Genomic DNA, 15,597 nt, shown 5'->3' on the forward strand with positions numbered 1-15,597 from the left:
CATCCGCCGACGACGCCACCAAGCCCAAGCCATGACCAGCCACTACACCCGACAAGCCCTCACCGAGCCGTGATCACAATCCCCGGCTGGAGTACTAGCCAATGGGAGCATGAGGAACAGATTTCAAGCTTCGGCCCAGGTGCTCAATCGCTGATCTTTTATGCAGACGCGCAAAGTCGATTCGGATCAGTGGGAGGTGTCGGGCAGCGGAATGAGCCGGCGGACCCGCCAACACATCCTTTCCACCGGTTTCAGGACGACATCACTCTTCTTCACAGGCTGAATGGAATATGTGAGCGCATATTCCAGCAGAGTTTAACCCTAGACGAGTTCAGCGCCACGATGAGGTTGAGAGTTGGCAAGGTTGGCATACCTGCACCCGCACGTGATCAAAGTCAACGGGCATATAGAGAAGCACTCGCGAGGCTCCCACTCCTTGAGGAGCAGGGAGATGGGATGAAGAGCCTCTTAGGGCTCATAATCCCGATTGTCGCCGCAGCCCACCCGACTGTCATAGTCGACGAGCCGGAGGCTTTCCTGCACCCTCCACAAGCTTATGCACTAGGATTGGCCTTGGGGGAACTCTCCAGAGAATCCCAGACACAGGTAATCCTCGCAACTCATGACAGGAACCTGCTGGGTGGACTCGTTGCCTCAAGTGCACCTCTATCGGTTATCCGACTGAACCGCGAGGGCAACACCACTAGCGCTTCACAACTCTCATATGAGCAACTTCGCGAGTTGTGGGACGATCCAGTTCTTCAATACAGCAACGTCCTCGACGGCCTTTTTCATCGCCTCGTTGTACTAGCCGAGGGTGAACGGGACTGCCGTTTCTATCAAGCAGCATTAGACGAATATGCAAGAGTAAATTCTCGCGCCAAAGACACTGGACACCCGATACCGCCGCCAAGTGACGTCCTTTTCCTTCCGTCGTACGGCAAGGACGGCATGTTTAGGCTGGCAGAAGTACTGAGAGCGGCCACCGTACCCGTGATCGCCACTCCCGATCTGGACATTCTCAATGAAAGGCCGAAGATCGAGCGGCTCGTAAAGAGCCTTGGCGGCGACTGGAACCCGCTTGACAAGGACTACAGGATTGCCACGCAGCCGTTTAGACAGCCGACGGAAAGTGTCCCACTTAGTCACATCCGGAAAGAGTTGCTGCTCGCCATAGAGGAGAAACTTAAAGAAGACCCTGACACCCTTCATGATGCGGCCACCAAGAAGGAATTGGGGTTGATAATCCGCGCACGAGAAAGTCGATGGCATTTGTTGAAGGACTTCGGGATGCAGGCATTTAATAGAGGTCAGTCCGGCCCAGCCGCCAAGTCTCTCGTAAGGGATTTATCCAAGGCGGGGGTGGTACCGGTAGCCGTGGGAGAGCTTGAGCGGTTCGCAGGCCCCGACCTAGAAGTAGCGAAGGGGAAGGAATGGCTGCCCGCCGCACTGGAAGCTGGGATCCACAAGCAGCCAGCCGCTCAGTCGCATATGGCGGCGATCCTAAAGTCTGCCGAGGAACTCGCCGGGCGGCTGGATTAAATGCAAGCGCACAACTAGATGCGGGTTAGCAGGCCGGGGCCGAGCAGGCGCGGCGCACTTGCGGGCCGCCTGGTCTCAATCACGTGACCAACTCGGCAACTGGCGGCCGGCACCCTCCGCCGACCGGCCGGTCGTCCCTACTCGGCATGATGGGCCTATGCGTTTGCTAGTGCTCGGCGGAACCTGGTTTGTGGGACACGCGATTGTCACGGCTGCGATCGATGCCGGCTGGGAGGTGACGACGTTCAACCGGGGCACCTCCGATCCCTTCCTGGAAGCCGTGCGGGCCATCCGGGGCGACCGGAACCGCCCCGAGGACGTCGCCGCCCTCGCCGCCGCTGGCCCTTGGGATGCCGTGGTGGATACCTCGGGCTACGTGCCTAGAAATGTTCTCGACGTGGCTCGCGCTCTCGCTCCTGTCGGAGGTCGCTACGTCTTCATGTCCACGGTCAGCGTCTACCGGGACTGGCCACTAAAGCCCCTCAGCGAGCAGTCCGAGGTGCTCTACTGCCCGCCCGACGTCGGCCCCGACTACGGCACCGACACCGAAGACGGACCGACCCGGTATGGCTACCAAAAAGCCGGCTGCTCACCGGTCAAGCCGGACGCTGGCGCGGCGACCACGTCATCCGCGCCGGAAACAACGAACGCGGCGACCGGGCCGTCTTCTGGGTCGAACGCCACCAGGACTGAAACCCGCTGAACCATCTCCGCAACTCCGCAACGCCGCACCAACCCCCTGCCACCAGGGAAGACACCCTACGGAGATCAGACCATCAGGAATCATCGATCTCCGCATCTCCGCACGATCTTGCGGAGATCACCATCCCTTGCGGAGATCTCCCTCAGCAGCACTCCGCATCTCCGCAAGCATTCGCCCAGCGCACAGCCATGTTTGCGGAGATGCGGAGATGCGGAGATGGTTCAGCCCACCACCAGCGACAGCGACGCCGCACGAGCCGCACGGCCAACACGGCATCACGGCATCACGGCATCACGGAGCCAGCAGCACATCGAGGTCGTCGCCGAACGGGGGTACAACGTAGATGCCCTTGCCAGCTACCAGCCATCTTGCAACCGCCTCCCGTTCGGGGCCTACCCACGAAGGAGAAGCAGCACCTCGGACCAAGAACCGCGCAACGGCACTGAACTCCTCGTCCACCCGCTGCATTTCACCAACGACTGCATTGGTTCGCGGCTTCACGAAGAAGGTTTTTCCTGCTACCGGATGATAAAACATACTGTCAAATGGCGTGAGATCGACAGGGATGTTCCGGAACCCAGACCTTGAAGCAAAGTGATATTCGGGAACTAGGCGCGTTGATGCCGAATCTGCCTGCGTCCAGGCAACAATGGGGTCAATAAACGGCATGGGGTTAGCAGCAAATTCTTCAGCGACGAGCAGGCGCGTTCTCACATGGGCGAGAAGGTCTACAGGTGGCGAGCTATTCGCGCGGCCGACAAAATCATCCAAAATCCGTTTCATCCATTGAGTGTCGGCCGTCATGGCCGACACAACGTCTTCCCCATATAGATCCAAGCAAGCCTCGTTAACCGCATTCCATACGTCGGAAACGCTGCGCAGCTTTCCACTGCATCGCTCGTGAAGCCATTTCAATATATCGAGTAACCGACTAGAAGGGGCTATGCGATGCCACAAATCGGGATCTTCATCGAGCTTGGAGGCAAACAAATTTTCAAACCGCCCCATGAGTGAAGCGACAAGAATCGGGGGCCAAATCCGCGTATTAACGGCTTGCCCGCCCTCCCCCAGAAGCACTGGGGGAGGGCCGATATCCAACGCAGCAAGAATGTCGCCCAGCCAAACATACTCTTCCCGCCATCGAACCATGTTTCTCGGCATCGATGCCACAACCTCGATTGCCTCGTTCATCGGCAGCAGCCATTCTGCGGGGCCCACTTCAAACGTGGTCGCAAGAGCCTCTAGCTGCGCTCCACCACTAAACCCGTGTGGAGCCCGCTTCGCACTGTAATGATCTCTCCTCACCCGTCGCGCATGATTCGCTGCGAGCCGCACTCCTAGCCACTGGTGAGAGTCAGGAATAGGCATCGGCACTTCGTAGAATGAGGTCATCACCTCATCTTCCATGAAGTGGATAGGGACGATGAGTGAACCAGACATTCCCAGCAAGGCCGGCACGGTTTGTTTAACTTGGCCCCAAAATCTCGAAACCCAACTACCATAATTCGTCAGGTGATAGTCGAGGTAATGACGCTGCTCGTGGGCAACAACCATTGCCCTATGAAACTCGCTCCGCACCAGGTGCGCCGAAAAATCCTGACGATCGAAGACCCCGTCGAGATTTCTTCGCAGGGGGTTTCCGGCATCAAGCAAGACGTCGTCGGGGAACAACGACGACGTCTCCATTACGACCCGCATAAGAGATGGATCGAAGTGTCCCATCAGTCACGAGAGCCTTTTTCCACCTTAGACAACACGGCATCAATGACCGCAGCGTCTAACTGATCGCCGGAATACATGACCTCGCCGGTTCGCAGGTTGCAGATAAAAATCTGAGATGAAGTGTCCGCAGAATCCCCACTTCGCTTACTGCGGACCTTCCGCCAAGCCTCCAGCAGGAGGCGCATTGCCTCGACAGAGCCAGCAACAGCTCCGGCCACCTCTAATGCTTGAAGCGCCAAGCCGGCATCGAGCGGAAAGGCAAGGCCGTCACCAGCGGTATCTAACGGCCTGCGCTCTGAGATCTTGACCTCCTGCAACGAGCTGGCCGCGCTTATCAGCAGATCCATGTCCTGAGCAGAGGCAGCAACTGCAAGCCCAACCGGCACGTCGCATCCTTCCAGCAAAAATGGGTTATCGGTGCCATCGTATAGATGGGCGGCAACAGCCGTCTGGGCCCGCCAAGTTGGCCTGCCAAGCACGAAGCTGACCCCGCCCGAGACGCAGCCACGCTGCCTAGTGAGCACTGGCCCACCCCTAGGGCCGATGCAAGCGGGGCATGCTTGTGGGGCCAACCGTGGTGCGAAATGCAGGACACCAGGGCAAGCCAACGACACCGAGGGAAGGGTTTGTGCAGCTTGAGAAGGAGCAGAGGCTGCAGCTCGCTACCGCATCACCACTTCTAATCCCAAGGCCGCAGGTTCGAATCCTGCCGGGCGCACCTCACCACCGTGAAGCCAAGTCGGCCGAAGACGAGACGTCCTGTCATGCCGATAGCCGCGTGGGCCTCGCCTGGATAGCGTGGGTGGCGTGACGGAGCCTGACTACAGACTCGCGAAGATCAGGGTCCTGGAGTTCGACGACTCCGTACGCGAGCGACCTGGTATGTATTTCGGGGTGGGCAGGGACGATCCTCGTCTGGCGACTCGGGTGCTGTGCGCGGTGGTGGGACACGCGTTTCACCCGGCAACCATTGTCGCCGCGAGCCACACGCCCGACGTCGTAGCGGAGATCAACGCTGACCTCATCTTCTCGGTGACCGACGACCAGGCGGACGTCCTGACCGGCCGGGGCATGCCGAAGCTCGGCTACTACGGCTCGCTGCTCACGAGCGAGCGCTGGTCGAGCGCCGCGGCGGCGGCGGTGAGTCTGCAGACCACTGTCGAAGTCTGGCGACACGGCCACGGCTTTCGGCAGCGCCTCGTCGGTTTGCGGCCGGTCGAGCCACCTGCGGAGTTCTCCGCTCCCCTCGGGGCCGGTACCCGTGTGGCCTTCGTCCTCGATCCCGCTTACTTCGGCTCGGCCGCGATCACCACCGATATCGCCAGCCTCGACGTACACGGCCCGGACTGCACCACTACCGTCGGGTCCGGCAAGGTCGTCATTCGGGACCGCAGAGAGCGGAGTCGCCCGAACGAATACCGGTGTGCCTGACTGCGGGCATCCGGATCTGCCGCCCGATCGCGCTTCGCGCAGCGGCACAGTCGGTCGGGGCGACGCGCAGGGGCTACCGTGCCCTGATGGCCATCTCCTCGCACCTGGCCCGGCTCCGCACGATGATCGGCCACGAGTTGATCCAGATGCCGTCGGTGTCGGTCATCGTCGTCGACGATCGCGCACGGATCCTGCTGGTACGTCACGTCGAGGACGGGAACGGGTGGGCGGTACCCGGCGGCGCTGTCGACATCGGAGAGTCCCCGGCCCAGGCGGCCGTGCGCGAGATCCGCGAGGAGATCGGCATTCGGATCTGCCCGCCGCGGCTGCTGGACGTGCTCGGCGGCCCAGATTTCGAGGTGACCTACCCCAACGGCGACCGGGTCGCCTACGTCACCGCGGTCTACCAGGCGACCATCGCCGACGGAGAACCGATCGCGGACCGCGAGGAGATCAGCGAGCTGGACTGGTTCACCCCACCGCAGCTAGCCGGTGCCGATCTCAACCGCTTCTCCCGGGCGCTGCTGCGAGCCACCGGCCACCTCGCCGGGTGACGGCGACCGCTTCGCGCAGCGACCCCGCCGACGACGGCCGACGGCTCCGCGTCGAAGGCGGCCACGGCCGGGACCGTACAGCCGGCCCTCCGCGTGCACGGCGCGACGGACGGGCCGGCTGAAACACCTCAGGCCGCCGCCAGCGCCGCCAACGCCCGGTCCATCGCGGCGTTGAACTCCTCCGGCGTCAGCGTCAGCCGGGACTTGACGTCGCGGCTCCACTGGTCGGCGAGGACTTCGGCGGCACCCGCCTCGACGCCGTCGAGCGCCGCGTCGGCCAGGTCGGACGGCGCGATCTTGTCCACGGGCCAGCCGGCTGACATGTCGGTGTCGGCCAGGCCGAGGTGTACCGCCGTCACGAGCGTGCCCTGGTCGGCGAGTTCCAGGCGTACGCCGTTCGTCATCGCCCACGCGGCGGCCTTGGTCAGGTGGTACGCGCCGGCGCCCCTGGTCCCGAACCACGACATGGCGGAGAGCACGTTCACGATCGCGCCTCCGCCGTTGCGGGCGAGTGCCGGCGCGAACGCGCGGATCATCTCCAGGTGGCCGAGCACGTTGGTGTCCACCTCGTGCCGCACCGCGTCCAGTGAACCGGCCACCAGGTCGGTTCCGGTCTGGATCCCGGCGTTGTTGACGAGCAGCGTGACGTCCGGGGCGGCAGCGGCGACGGCGCGTACGGATGCGGGACTGGTGATGTCCAGCGGCAGCACCTCCACGCCGGGCAGGTCCACGGTCTCGGGCCGGCGGGCGGTCGCGTAGACCTTGTGGGCGCCGCGTTCGAGCAGGCGCTGGGCGAAGGCGCGGCCCAGGCCACGGTTGGCTCCGGTGACGAGGGCGACCGAGTTGTTGATGTCCATGCCCGGTACGCTAAAACCTGACGTTGACGTCAGAGGCAAGTGTTCATCGCCGAGACCGGGGTGAGAGGAGTCACCGTGACCGAGCCGCTGATCCGCATCGGCGAGGTGGCGCGCGACGCAGGTGTGTCGGTGCGGGCCGTGCGCTACTACGAGGAGCAGGGTCTTCTCTTCCCCAGGCGCAGCGCGTCCGGCCAGCGCCTCTACCGGCCGGACACGATCACGCTGGTGCGCTTCATCCAGCAGATGTACGCGGCGGGCCTGACCAGCAGCCGGATCGCGGAACTCCTGCCGTGCTGGGACGCCGGGCACACCGACCCCGGGCAGCGGGCCATGCTGCGCGCCGAGCGCGAGCGCATCCAGGCCAAGGTCGACGACCTCCGGGCCGCGCTGGACCGCCTCGACGAGGTCATCGCGATCACCGACACGCACCCGTAGGCGCAGCCCGCCGGACGCCGCGGGTTCTCAGCGGCCCGCGGTCTCGCGGCGGGCGCGCAGTGCACCGGCGACCGCCAGCCCCACGCCGCCGAGAGCGACAGCCGTCTCCACGGCCGAGGACACCTCAAGGGCGCCTCCCGGAGCAGCACCCACGCTCATCATGATTCCCGGTTGCAGGAAGGCATCCTCGGCGGGCCTGACCAGCGGCCACCAGCTCGCCCAGGCGGCGGCGAGATCGGCGCAGACCCGCACGGCGACCAGCGACAGCAGGACCATCCCCGCCGGGAGGAGCCCGCGCCGGTCGCCCCGCCGTCCGGACAACGCCAGCACCCCGGCCGTCACCAGCACGGCGAGCAACGCCGGCCACACCGCCGCGAACAGGTCGGGCAGCGGCGGTTCGCCGGGCGTCAGCGCCACGCTCGCCACGCACCAGACGAGCACTGCCACCGCCAGGACCGTCGTCACCACACCCCGCCGCCCGCCGCGTGCCGGCAACGCCGACACGGCAGCGCCAAGCAGGAGTACGCCGAGAGCCAGGCCCCCGGCTGTCAGCCGCTGCCGGTCGATGCCGTACTGCCAGCTCTCCAGCAGGTACGCCCCCGCCCCAGCCTGGCCCCGTGCCGGCTCGCCCACCTCCGCCACCTGTTCCCGGTACCGGTGCAGGTTCGCCACCGCCACCAGGGCGAACAGCCCGGCACCGGCGCCGACGCCCCACTTCACCCGGGGCATGGCGGTGGCGGTGAACGCGTGGCCGGCCAGCGCAGCCAGCGTGACCACTGCCCACAGAAGCGACGCCTCCCGCATGGCGAGCAGCGCCGCTCCGACCGCCAGCAGCCCGGCCACCACCGCGGCGACTCGCAGACCCGACGACAAGCGCATGGCGCAGAGAGTGGCACAGGAATCCGGGCCACGATGACCCGCCGGTTTCGTCGGTGGTCTCGGGCATGATCGCGTGTGCCGCCGTGCGGTGCCGGATCCCCGGACCGCGTCGGCGAACTGCGCCGCCAGGTCTTCGGGGCCGGGAACTAGCGTGCCGTTCCGGCGAGCAGCCACCGCCGGACGGGCACCTCCAGCAGCACGCGGTCCCCGTCCGGGGTGACCGGCTGCCGGATGTCCCATCCCCCGTACTTCTCCGCGAACGCCGCGACGACCCCGGGCGGGAAGCCGGCACGGTGCAGGCGGGCGATGCCCTCCGCGACGACCGGGTGGACGCCGTCCTCCAGGGCGAGTGAGACGCGGGGGTCGGCCGCCACGTTGCGGGCCTTGACGCTGCGCCCCTCGCAGCCGATCCACCAGACGCCGTCGGCGTAGACGAACCACACCGGCGTGACGTGCGGGGAGCCGTCACGGCGCAGCGTGCAGAGCCAGACGTTGCGTTCGCGGGCGAGCCGGTCCGCGACGGCCGGCGGAAGCGGTGCGGTGGGAGGTGGGGCCATGCGACAAGTGGATCAGGTGCGCGCGGAGGCCCGCTACGGGCTCACTCGCAGATCCGCCACTCCCCGTCCTCCTTGACCATTGGGAACGACTGCGTGACGTTGGTGCCGACCGCCGGGGTGAAGCGGATGGTCGTCGACCCGCTCACCCGGCCGTTGTTGTTCGACACGTTCAGCCCGGTGATGTCGTAGCCGGTGAACTCCGGCTGGGAGGACTGCTGCCGGGTGAAGTCCGCCTCGCTGACCCGGTCGCGTACGCGGGTGCAGAGCTGCCGGTACGCGGCGGGATAGTCGCGGTCGACGATCGCCTCGGCGAACGTCTCCGCTGTGGACCGCGCCGGGCCGGTGGCCTCCTGCACGGCCCGGAAGAGGAAGAAGCCGCCGAGCACACCGCCGGAGCAACAGATCGCCAGCACCACGCCCAGCACGATGAACAGGGTTCGCTTGGACTTCTTCGGCGGCACCATGGCCGGCTGGTATGCCATGCCCGGCAGGGTAGGCGGGCCGGGCAACCGCTAAAACGGATGCCCGTGCTCCGCTTCTCGGCGACCATCGATCGATGCCCGCACACCGCCCGGCCGAGCCGGACATCAGTCGCTACTACACCGAGATCTACGTCGAGGCCGACCGGCTGGAAGGGTCGCCGCAGGGCCGGCTGGAGGCACGGCGTACCCGGGATCTGCTCGCCCGGCTGCTGCCCGCCGCACCGGCGGACGTGCTGGACGTCGGCGGCGGTCCCGGGGCGTACGCGGGTCCGCTCGCCGCGGCCGGCTACCGGGTGCACCTGGTCGACCTGGTGCCCGCGCACGTGACGGCGGCACGGTCGGCGTACCCGCTGGTCACCGCATCGGTGGGTGACGCCCGCGCGGTGCCGTCGCCCGACGCGGCGGCGGACGCGACGCTGCTGCTCGGCCCGCTCTACCACCTGCCGCGGCAGGCCGACCGGGTGGCGGCGCTGCGCGAGGCGGCGCGGGTGACCCGGCCGGGCGGGACGATCGTGGCGGCGGCGATCAGCCGCCACGCCGCGCTGATCGACCTGAGCGTGCAGGGCCGCCTCGACGAGGACAACCGGCGGTCGTTGCGCGCCCAGTACGAGACCGGGGTGAACGACCCGGCCACCGGCTTCACCACCGCGTTCTTCCACCGGCCGGAGGAACTGGTCGCCGACTTCGTCGCGGCCGGACTGCCCGCCCCGGAGGTGTACGGGGTGGAGGGTCCGCTGTGGCCGCTGCTGAACGCGCTCGGCACCGGGCCGCACGAGCGGTTGTTCGCCGACGCGGTGGCCTGCGCCGAGACGTTCGAGCGGGACGCCGCGATCCTCGGTGCCAGCGCCCACCTGCTCGCCGCCGCGCGCCGCTGACCGACGGGCCGGAGAGCCGGCTGCTTTACGCCGGAGCGAAACTCGTCAAGCACCAAGGGTGACCAGTTGCGACAAACCATGTTATTCTCCAGCGTCAATCTATGCCGCGCGGACCCGGCCGGGTCGCTGCCGGAAGGACATCCCCCCGATGCCGGTCGCTGCCGCCATGCCTCTGTCACGGGCCCCGCTGGCCCGCCCGGCGGGTGACGCGTTCAGCCTGATCTTCACCACCCTGCCGGCGCTGCTGCGGCTCACCTGCGGCCTGGTCGGCGCGGTGGTCGCGCTGGCGGTGCGTACGCCGCCGGTGCGGGTGGCGCTGCTGATCCCCGCGGTCGTCGTGCTGACCGCCTGGTCGGTCTGGTACGCGTTCCGCGCGTTCCGGCACGGCATCGGCGGCGCGCTGGTCGCCGGTGACGTGGCGCTGACCACCGCCGCCGCGCTCGCCGTCCCGTGGCTCGTCGCGCCGGAGGTGCTGCCGGGCGAGGCGAGCTGGATCGCGGTGCTGGCCAGCTCGACAGTCATCAACGCGCAGGCCACCGCCCCGGCCCACTGGTCCGTGCCGGCCGGCCTGCTGGTCACCGCCGCGTACGTCACCGGCACCACGCTGGCCGGCAACCCGGTCGAGGCGCGGGCGCACGCCGGGACGCTGCTGGTGCAGACCGGCAGCGCGGCGGTGATGACAGCGGTGATGCGCCGCCGGATCGCCCGCGCCGACGCCGCGTTCGCCGACTACCAGCGGTTGTCCCACGAGGCGGTGGTGGCGCGCGCCGCCCGCGAGGCCGAACGGCGGCAGAACCGCGACCTGCACGACACCGTGCTGGGCACGCTCACCATGGTCGGCCTCGGCGCGGTGCCCGACTCGGCGACGTTGCGCGAGCGGTGCGCGGACGATCTGCGTACCCTCTCCGCCCTGGCGGGTGCGCGGACCACCACCGCGGCCGGCGAGGCCGACCTGGACGAACGGCTGCGCGAGGTGCTGGCCGGGACGGCGGTGACCGCCACGCTTGCGCCGTGCCGGCTGCCGGCGGAGGTCGCCACGGCGCTCGCCGACAGCGCCGCCGCCGCGCTGGCGAACGTGGCGCGGCACGCGCCGGGGGCAGCCGCGTCGCTGCGCCTGGCCCGCGAGGGCGGCACCGTCGTGGTCGAGGTGGTCGACGACGGTCCCGGTTTCGACCCATCCACGGTCCCGGCCCACCGGTACGGGCTGCGCGAGTCGATCCACGGGCGGATGAGCACTGTGGGCGGCCGGGCGGTGGTGACTTCCGCCCCTGGCACCGGCACCCGGATTCGGCTGGAGTGGTCCGATGTCGAGTGAGTCGGGCACGGCGGTGACGGCCGCCCCCGCGCTGCGCCCGCTGCCCCGGCCGCGGGCGGCTGCGCACTCCGGGGCGGCAGCCGCCCCGCCCGAGGCGCACGCGGTGGCCGACGCGTCGGACCGGGGCGCGCGGGTCGCCGCGATCGTCATCGCCGCGGCCTGGCACCTGGCTGTCGCGTTGCCGGCCGTGCTGCGGGCCGGGCAGGGGATGGCGGCCCCGGCCGTGGTGGCGGCGGGCTGGCTGGTGACCGCGCTGGTCGGGGTCGGAACCGGGGTACGCCTGCTGCGCGGCGGGCTGCCGGCAGCCGGGCCGCCGGCACTGGCGCTGCTGGTGGTCGACGCGGCGGTGGTCGCGGGCGCCGGCGAGCGGTTCCTGTTCAGCACCGCCAACTGGGTGTGGGGCGGCCTGGCCTGGTTCTTCCTGCTGGTGCTCTGGCAGCGGCCGGTGCGCTGGCTGCTGCTCATGCTCGCCGCGCACGGCACGATCGCGCTGGTCGCGGTGGTGCTGTACGGGGCGACCGCCCCGGCCGACCTGAGCCGGACCGCGATGTACGTCTACGGCACCTCCACCCTGCCGGTGGCGGTCTTCGTCGGCGCGGCGGCGATCACCGCGCAGGCCCGGGACCGGGCCGCGACCGCGGCGGCGACGCTGGCCGTGGCGGCGGAGCAGGAGGCGGCCGAGCGGGCCCGCACCGAACGGCAGGCGCGGCTCGCACTGGTCAGCGGCACCGCCGAGGAGGTGCTGGCCGAACTGGCGGCGGGCGACGCCGACCCGGCCGACCCGGCGGTACGGCGACGCGCGGTGCTGGCCGCGGCCCGGCTGCGCCGGCTGATCGCCGAGTCGGACGACGTGCCGGACGCGCTGCTGCACGAACTGCGCGCGGCGGCCGACCTGGCCGAGCGCAACGGACTGCCGATCGACCTGGTGTCGGTCGGTACCCCACCGGAGCTGCCGGTGGAGATCCGGCGCGGGCTGGCCGACCCGCTCACCGCAGCGCTCGCCGCGGCCGAGGGCTGGGCGCGGCTCACAGTGGTGGCGGGCCCGGACGAGGTGGTGGTCAGCCTGGTGACACCGGATCACGACGGCCCGGACGAGCCGGCGACCGGCGGGGACGGGCCGGTGGAACACCTGCACGAGCGGGACGGGGAGATCAGATGGACGCAGACCCGCTGGCGGCGGACGTGAACGCCGGAACCCCGATCGGGGTGGCGATCGTGGACGACCATCCGGTGGTGATCGACGGGGTGCGCGCCTGGCTGGCCGGCGAACCGCGGTTGCGGGTGCTGGCCACCGGCGACGACCCGGACGAGGTCCTGCGGGCCGCGCCGGACGCCGAGGTGGTGCTGCTCGACCTGCGCCTGCACGGCCGGATGGTGCTGGACAAGCTGGCCGAGCTGAGCGCGGCCGGGCGCCGGGTGGTGGTCTACTCCGAGCACAGCGACCCGCAGACCATGCTCGCCGCGCTGGACGCCGGGGCGGTCGCGTTCCTGGCCAAGCACGAGGGGCGCGAGCACTGCGTGGCGACGGTGCTGGCGGCGGCGAGCGACCGGCCGTACGTCCCGCCGGCGCTGGCCGGCGCGATGGTCGGTGACGCCCGCCCGGATCGTCCGTCCCTGTCGGACAAGGAGCGCGAAGCGCTGCTGCTGTGGTTCCAGTCGATGTCGAAGGCGTCGGTGGCGCGCCGGATGCAGATCAGTGAGCACACGGTGAAGCAGTACGTCGACCGTGCGCGGATCAAGTACACCCGAGCGGGCCGTCCGGCCGCCACGAAGGCGGCGCTGCTCGCCCGGGCGATCGAGGACGGACTCGTCCGACCGGAAGATATCGGCATCTACCGGTCGCAGGCTTCGGCCGACCGGCCGACCCCCTAACAGGTGTCATGACAGTCACCCCAGGAATCGGGCAGGCTCACCGGTACCGCCAACCGTCATCGGGAGGTCGTACCGTGCCGGAGGACGCCACACCCTTCTTCGTCGGACCGCATCGGTTCGACGCCGACGACGACCCCACCCGTCCCGTGCTCGACCGGCGTTACGAGCTGGTGCCCGAGCCGGGCGAACGCCTGCTCGGTCAGCACGTCCTGCGCGTCGCCGGTCACCTGCTCGGCCCGACCGAGGACGTCCGCTGCTGGTCGCTGCCCGCCCCGGCGACGATCACCGTGACCGAGCGCCGGCTGGCGTACGTCTGCACCGGCTCGGACCTGTCGGTGGTCTCCGGGCGGGACAGCCGGGCGGCCGCCCGGCACCGGCGTCCGGTCCGGCTGTCCCGCCTGGTCAGCGGGCAGATCCGCTGGCAGTGGCCGTCCCGGCTGGAGCTGGCCGAGGTGGGCGACGGCATCGGCGAGCTGCGCATCGTGTGCGACGCGCTGCGCACCATCCGGCAGCCGGCGCTGGCGCTGACCGGCCCGGTCGGTCAGGTGGCCGCCCTGGCCCGGCAGGTACGCCGCTCGGTGGCCGGTTTCCGGCTCGCCAACGCCGAACTGGTGGACCTGTCCCCGCCGGAACGGGACGTCCTCGCCGTCCGGGCGGCCGCCTCCCCCGGCCCGACGCTGGGCACCGTGACGCTGCCGGGCTCGCTGCCGGTGGAGTTCCTGTCCCGCGACGACTACTACCGTCCGCCGGAGGACGAGGCGTCGCCGTGGGCGTGGTCCGGCTTCCCGGCCCATGGCCAGCCCGGCTCCGCCTGCTGACGGTCCCCCGTCACGAGCGGCCGGCCGGGCGCGCGGGCGCGGTCAGGAGGCGCTGCGGGTGCGGCGCTCGGACCGGTCCAGCTCGACCGCCTCCTCCGGGGTCGGCGCGCTGCCGCCCAGGTGGGCCGGCTGCCACCAGGTGTCGTCCGGGCCGGACGGCTTGTCCGGGTACTCCCGCTGGGCCCGGTCGACGAGCGCCGACAGGCGGGTACGCAGGTCGGCGGTCATGGCCGTGGCGTCCGGGTAGGCGGACGGGTCCATCGGCTCGCCGACGATGATGGTGATCGGCGTGTGCCGGCGGGTCAGCGTGCGCGGGCGGCCCTTGGTCCACAGCCGCTGGGTGCCCCAGAGCGCGACCGGCAGCAGCGGCACGTCCGCCTCCTGCGACATCCGGGCCGCGCCGTTCTTCAGGTCCTTGACGGTGAAGGAGCGGCTGATCGTCGCCTCCGGGAAGACGCCGACCACCTCGCCCCGGCGCAGCGCGCCGACAGCGGCGGCGTACGACCCGGCGCCGGCGGCCCGGTTGACCGGGATGTGCTTCATGCCGCGCATCAGCGGACCGGAGACGCGGTGCCGGAAGACGCTGTCCTTGGCCATGAACCGGACCAGCCGCTTGGCCGGGTGCGCGCCGTAGCCGCAGAAGATGAAGTCGAGGTAGCTCACGTGGTTGGACGCGAGCACCGCACCGCCGGTGTGCGGCACGTGCTCGCTGCCGGACACGTCCAGGCGCAGGTCGAGGAGCCGGAACATCGTCTTCGCGGCGGTGATCACAGGGGGGTACACGAGTTCCGACATGTCGAAACTTTACCCCGAGTAGGTTACGCGACCGTAGGGCCGATCTGCCCTCGGCAGACCCGGGTCGCGCACCGGCCCGGGCCCGGCGACGATGGCGTCATGACCGAACGCGCGGTGCTGCTCTGGATCCACGGCGGAGGCTGGCGGGCCCGCGCCGAGGAGGACGGGGCCGCGCTCGCGTCGCTCGGGCTGCGCGTGGTCGAGGGCACGTACCGGTTCTCCCACCAGGCGCGCTGGCCCGCTCAGCTCGACGACGTCCGCGCCGCGGCCCGGGCCGCCCGGGCCGCGGCGGGCGGCCTGCCGCTGCTGGTGGCCGGTGACTCGGCCGGCGGGATGCTGGCCCTCCAGCTCGGCCTGCGCGGGGTGGACCGGCCCGGCGACGTGGCGGGCGTGCTCGCGTACTGGGCCCCCGTCGACCCGCTCGACCCGGAGCAGCGGCGCCGGCGCGCCCCCGGCGACGACCCGTGGACGGACCTGCTGGGCCATCCGCCGGCCGCCGGTGACCCGGCCACCGTCGACGCGACGGTCGCCACCCACCTCGGCTCCGGCGTGCCGGTGCTGCTGGTCCAGGGCCGCGACGACGCGGCGGTGCCGGCCGCCCAGCCGGTCGAGCTGGCCGGCCGGCTGCTCGCCGCCGGGCACCCGGCGCACCTGTGGCTCACCCACGGCGGGCACGCGCTCGACCTGGCCCGGCCCGACCTGCGCGCGGCTGCCGCCGCGTTCCTGGACAGCGTCCTGCCCGCCGTCGCGGGCGACTAGG

Annotated in this window: 18 protein-coding genes; 11 read left to right on the top strand and 7 right to left on the bottom strand. The window is 69.5% G+C overall.

From position 1 onward, the window contains the following. On the top strand, positions 1-1,542 hold a 1,542-nt coding region (locus tag IF06_RS33095), incomplete at its 5' end, for an AAA family ATPase (protein ID WP_232236678.1). 157 nt (positions 1,543-1,699) lie between these two features. Continuing rightward, a complete protein-coding gene (locus IF06_RS0113390) occupies positions 1,700-2,245 on the top strand; it encodes an NAD-dependent epimerase/dehydratase family protein (protein WP_232236679.1) in 546 nt (181 codons plus the stop codon). Positions 2,246-2,536: 291 nt separating this feature from the next. On the opposite strand, the gene IF06_RS33595 is transcribed toward IF06_RS0113390, so the two are convergent. Together IF06_RS33595 and IF06_RS33600 are read right to left on the bottom strand one after the other, a co-directional pair. Beyond that, positions 2,537-3,931, bottom strand: a complete 1,395-nt coding sequence (locus tag IF06_RS33595; protein WP_143025356.1) for a hypothetical protein — start codon at positions 3,929-3,931, stop codon at positions 2,537-2,539. 35 nt (positions 3,932-3,966) lie between these two features. Continuing rightward, positions 3,967-4,314 (bottom strand): hypothetical protein, encoded by a 348-nt coding sequence (locus tag IF06_RS33600; protein ID WP_143025355.1) that lies wholly within the window; start codon positions 4,312-4,314, stop codon positions 3,967-3,969. Between the two features lie 460 nt (positions 4,315-4,774). Here IF06_RS33600 and IF06_RS0113395 point away from each other — a divergent pair, with 460 nt between their 5' ends. Then, positions 4,775-5,398 (top strand): hypothetical protein, encoded by a 624-nt coding sequence (locus tag IF06_RS0113395; RefSeq protein ID WP_052166164.1) that lies wholly within the window; start codon positions 4,775-4,777, stop codon positions 5,396-5,398. Positions 5,399-5,484: 86 nt separating this feature from the next. Further along, complete coding sequence (locus IF06_RS0113400; RefSeq protein ID WP_030271278.1) at positions 5,485-5,952, top strand: NUDIX domain-containing protein; 468 nt, start codon at positions 5,485-5,487, stop codon at positions 5,950-5,952. 128 nt (positions 5,953-6,080) lie between these two features. Here IF06_RS0113400 and IF06_RS0113405 read toward each other — a convergent pair whose 3' ends face one another. Then, a complete protein-coding gene (locus IF06_RS0113405; RefSeq protein WP_030271279.1) occupies positions 6,081-6,809 on the bottom strand; it encodes an SDR family oxidoreductase in 729 nt (242 codons plus the stop codon). A gap of 75 nt (positions 6,810-6,884) precedes the next feature. Here IF06_RS0113405 and IF06_RS0113410 point away from each other — a divergent pair, with 75 nt between their 5' ends. After that, positions 6,885-7,244, top strand: coding sequence for a MerR family transcriptional regulator (locus IF06_RS0113410; protein WP_030271280.1), 360 nt, complete (start codon positions 6,885-6,887; stop codon positions 7,242-7,244). 27 nt (positions 7,245-7,271) lie between these two features. Here the strand turns inward: IF06_RS0113410 and IF06_RS0113415 are convergent, their stop codons facing one another. From IF06_RS0113415 to IF06_RS0113425, 3 genes are all read right to left on the bottom strand, one after another. Continuing rightward, entirely contained in the window at positions 7,272-8,123 is an 852-nt protein-coding gene (locus tag IF06_RS0113415; protein ID WP_030271281.1) for a hypothetical protein, read from the bottom strand. 146 nt (positions 8,124-8,269) lie between these two features. Continuing rightward, the gene (locus IF06_RS0113420) at positions 8,270-8,680 is read right to left on the bottom strand and encodes a pyridoxamine 5'-phosphate oxidase family protein (protein ID WP_030271282.1); all 411 of its coding nucleotides are present in this window, start codon (positions 8,678-8,680) and stop codon (positions 8,270-8,272) included. A gap of 41 nt (positions 8,681-8,721) precedes the next feature. Then, a complete protein-coding gene (locus IF06_RS0113425; protein ID WP_013288124.1) occupies positions 8,722-9,162 on the bottom strand; it encodes a hypothetical protein in 441 nt (146 codons plus the stop codon). Positions 9,163-9,236: 74 nt separating this feature from the next. On the opposite strand from IF06_RS0113425, the gene IF06_RS0113430 reads away from it, so the two are divergent. The 5 genes from IF06_RS0113430 to IF06_RS0113450 all read left to right on the top strand — a co-directional run bounded on the left by IF06_RS0113430 (position 9,237) and on the right by IF06_RS0113450 (position 14,042). After that, positions 9,237-10,037 (top strand): class I SAM-dependent methyltransferase, encoded by an 801-nt coding sequence (locus IF06_RS0113430; RefSeq protein ID WP_030271284.1) that lies wholly within the window; start codon positions 9,237-9,239, stop codon positions 10,035-10,037. A gap of 148 nt (positions 10,038-10,185) precedes the next feature. Further along, positions 10,186-11,352 carry an ATP-binding protein gene (locus IF06_RS0113435; RefSeq protein ID WP_030271286.1) on the top strand — a complete coding sequence of 389 codons (1,167 nt, stop codon included), beginning with the start codon at positions 10,186-10,188 and terminating at the stop codon, positions 11,350-11,352. Next, positions 11,342-12,538 carry a hypothetical protein gene (locus IF06_RS0113440; RefSeq protein ID WP_030271288.1) on the top strand — a complete coding sequence of 399 codons (1,197 nt, stop codon included), beginning with the start codon at positions 11,342-11,344 and terminating at the stop codon, positions 12,536-12,538. The genes IF06_RS0113435 and IF06_RS0113440 overlap by 11 nt, the downstream gene beginning before the upstream one ends. Beyond that, positions 12,508-13,224, top strand: a complete 717-nt coding sequence (locus IF06_RS0113445) for a response regulator transcription factor (protein WP_013288128.1) — start codon at positions 12,508-12,510, stop codon at positions 13,222-13,224. Before IF06_RS0113440 ends, IF06_RS0113445 begins: the two co-directional genes overlap by 31 nt. Positions 13,225-13,298: 74 nt before the next feature. Further along, a complete protein-coding gene (locus tag IF06_RS0113450; protein ID WP_030271290.1) occupies positions 13,299-14,042 on the top strand; it encodes a hypothetical protein in 744 nt (247 codons plus the stop codon). 42 nt (positions 14,043-14,084) lie between these two features. Here IF06_RS0113450 and IF06_RS0113455 read toward each other — a convergent pair whose 3' ends face one another. Further along, entirely contained in the window at positions 14,085-14,837 is a 753-nt protein-coding gene (locus IF06_RS0113455; protein ID WP_013288130.1) for a lysophospholipid acyltransferase family protein, read from the bottom strand. 99 nt (positions 14,838-14,936) lie between these two features. Here IF06_RS0113455 and IF06_RS0113460 point away from each other — a divergent pair, with 99 nt between their 5' ends. Beyond that, positions 14,937-15,596, top strand: coding sequence for an alpha/beta hydrolase (locus IF06_RS0113460; protein ID WP_030271293.1), 660 nt, complete (start codon positions 14,937-14,939; stop codon positions 15,594-15,596). Position 15,597 lies beyond the last annotated feature (1 nt).

It is taken from the genome of Micromonospora globosa, assembly GCF_000717585.1.
Taxonomy (GTDB): domain Bacteria; phylum Actinomycetota; class Actinomycetes; order Mycobacteriales; family Micromonosporaceae; genus Micromonospora; species Micromonospora aurantiaca.

Coding starts and splice junctions, on each gene's coding strand:
- IF06_RS33600 (WP_143025355.1), bottom strand. CDS start 4,314: ATGGATCTGCTGATAAGCGCGGCCAGCTCGTTGCAGGAGGTCAAGATC.
- IF06_RS0113460 (WP_030271293.1), top strand. CDS start 14,937: ATGACCGAACGCGCGGTGCTGCTCTGGATCCACGGCGGAGGCTGGCGG.
- IF06_RS0113425 (WP_013288124.1), bottom strand. CDS start 9,162: ATGGCATACCAGCCGGCCATGGTGCCGCCGAAGAAGTCCAAGCGAACC.
- IF06_RS0113430 (WP_030271284.1), top strand. CDS start 9,237: ATGCCCGCACACCGCCCGGCCGAGCCGGACATCAGTCGCTACTACACC.
- IF06_RS0113400 (WP_030271278.1), top strand. CDS start 5,485: ATGGCCATCTCCTCGCACCTGGCCCGGCTCCGCACGATGATCGGCCAC.
- IF06_RS0113440 (WP_030271288.1), top strand. CDS start 11,342: ATGTCGAGTGAGTCGGGCACGGCGGTGACGGCCGCCCCCGCGCTGCGC.
- IF06_RS0113405 (WP_030271279.1), bottom strand. CDS start 6,809: ATGGACATCAACAACTCGGTCGCCCTCGTCACCGGAGCCAACCGTGGC.
- IF06_RS33595 (WP_143025356.1), bottom strand. CDS start 3,931: ATGGAGACGTCGTCGTTGTTCCCCGACGACGTCTTGCTTGATGCCGGA.
- IF06_RS0113420 (WP_030271282.1), bottom strand. CDS start 8,680: ATGGCCCCACCTCCCACCGCACCGCTTCCGCCGGCCGTCGCGGACCGG.
- IF06_RS0113445 (WP_013288128.1), top strand. CDS start 12,508: ATGGACGCAGACCCGCTGGCGGCGGACGTGAACGCCGGAACCCCGATC.
- IF06_RS0113415 (WP_030271281.1), bottom strand. CDS start 8,123: ATGCGCTTGTCGTCGGGTCTGCGAGTCGCCGCGGTGGTGGCCGGGCTG.
- IF06_RS0113390 (WP_232236679.1), top strand. CDS start 1,700: ATGCGTTTGCTAGTGCTCGGCGGAACCTGGTTTGTGGGACACGCGATT.
- IF06_RS0113455 (WP_013288130.1), bottom strand. CDS start 14,837: ATGTCGGAACTCGTGTACCCCCCTGTGATCACCGCCGCGAAGACGATG.
- IF06_RS0113435 (WP_030271286.1), top strand. CDS start 10,186: ATGCCGGTCGCTGCCGCCATGCCTCTGTCACGGGCCCCGCTGGCCCGC.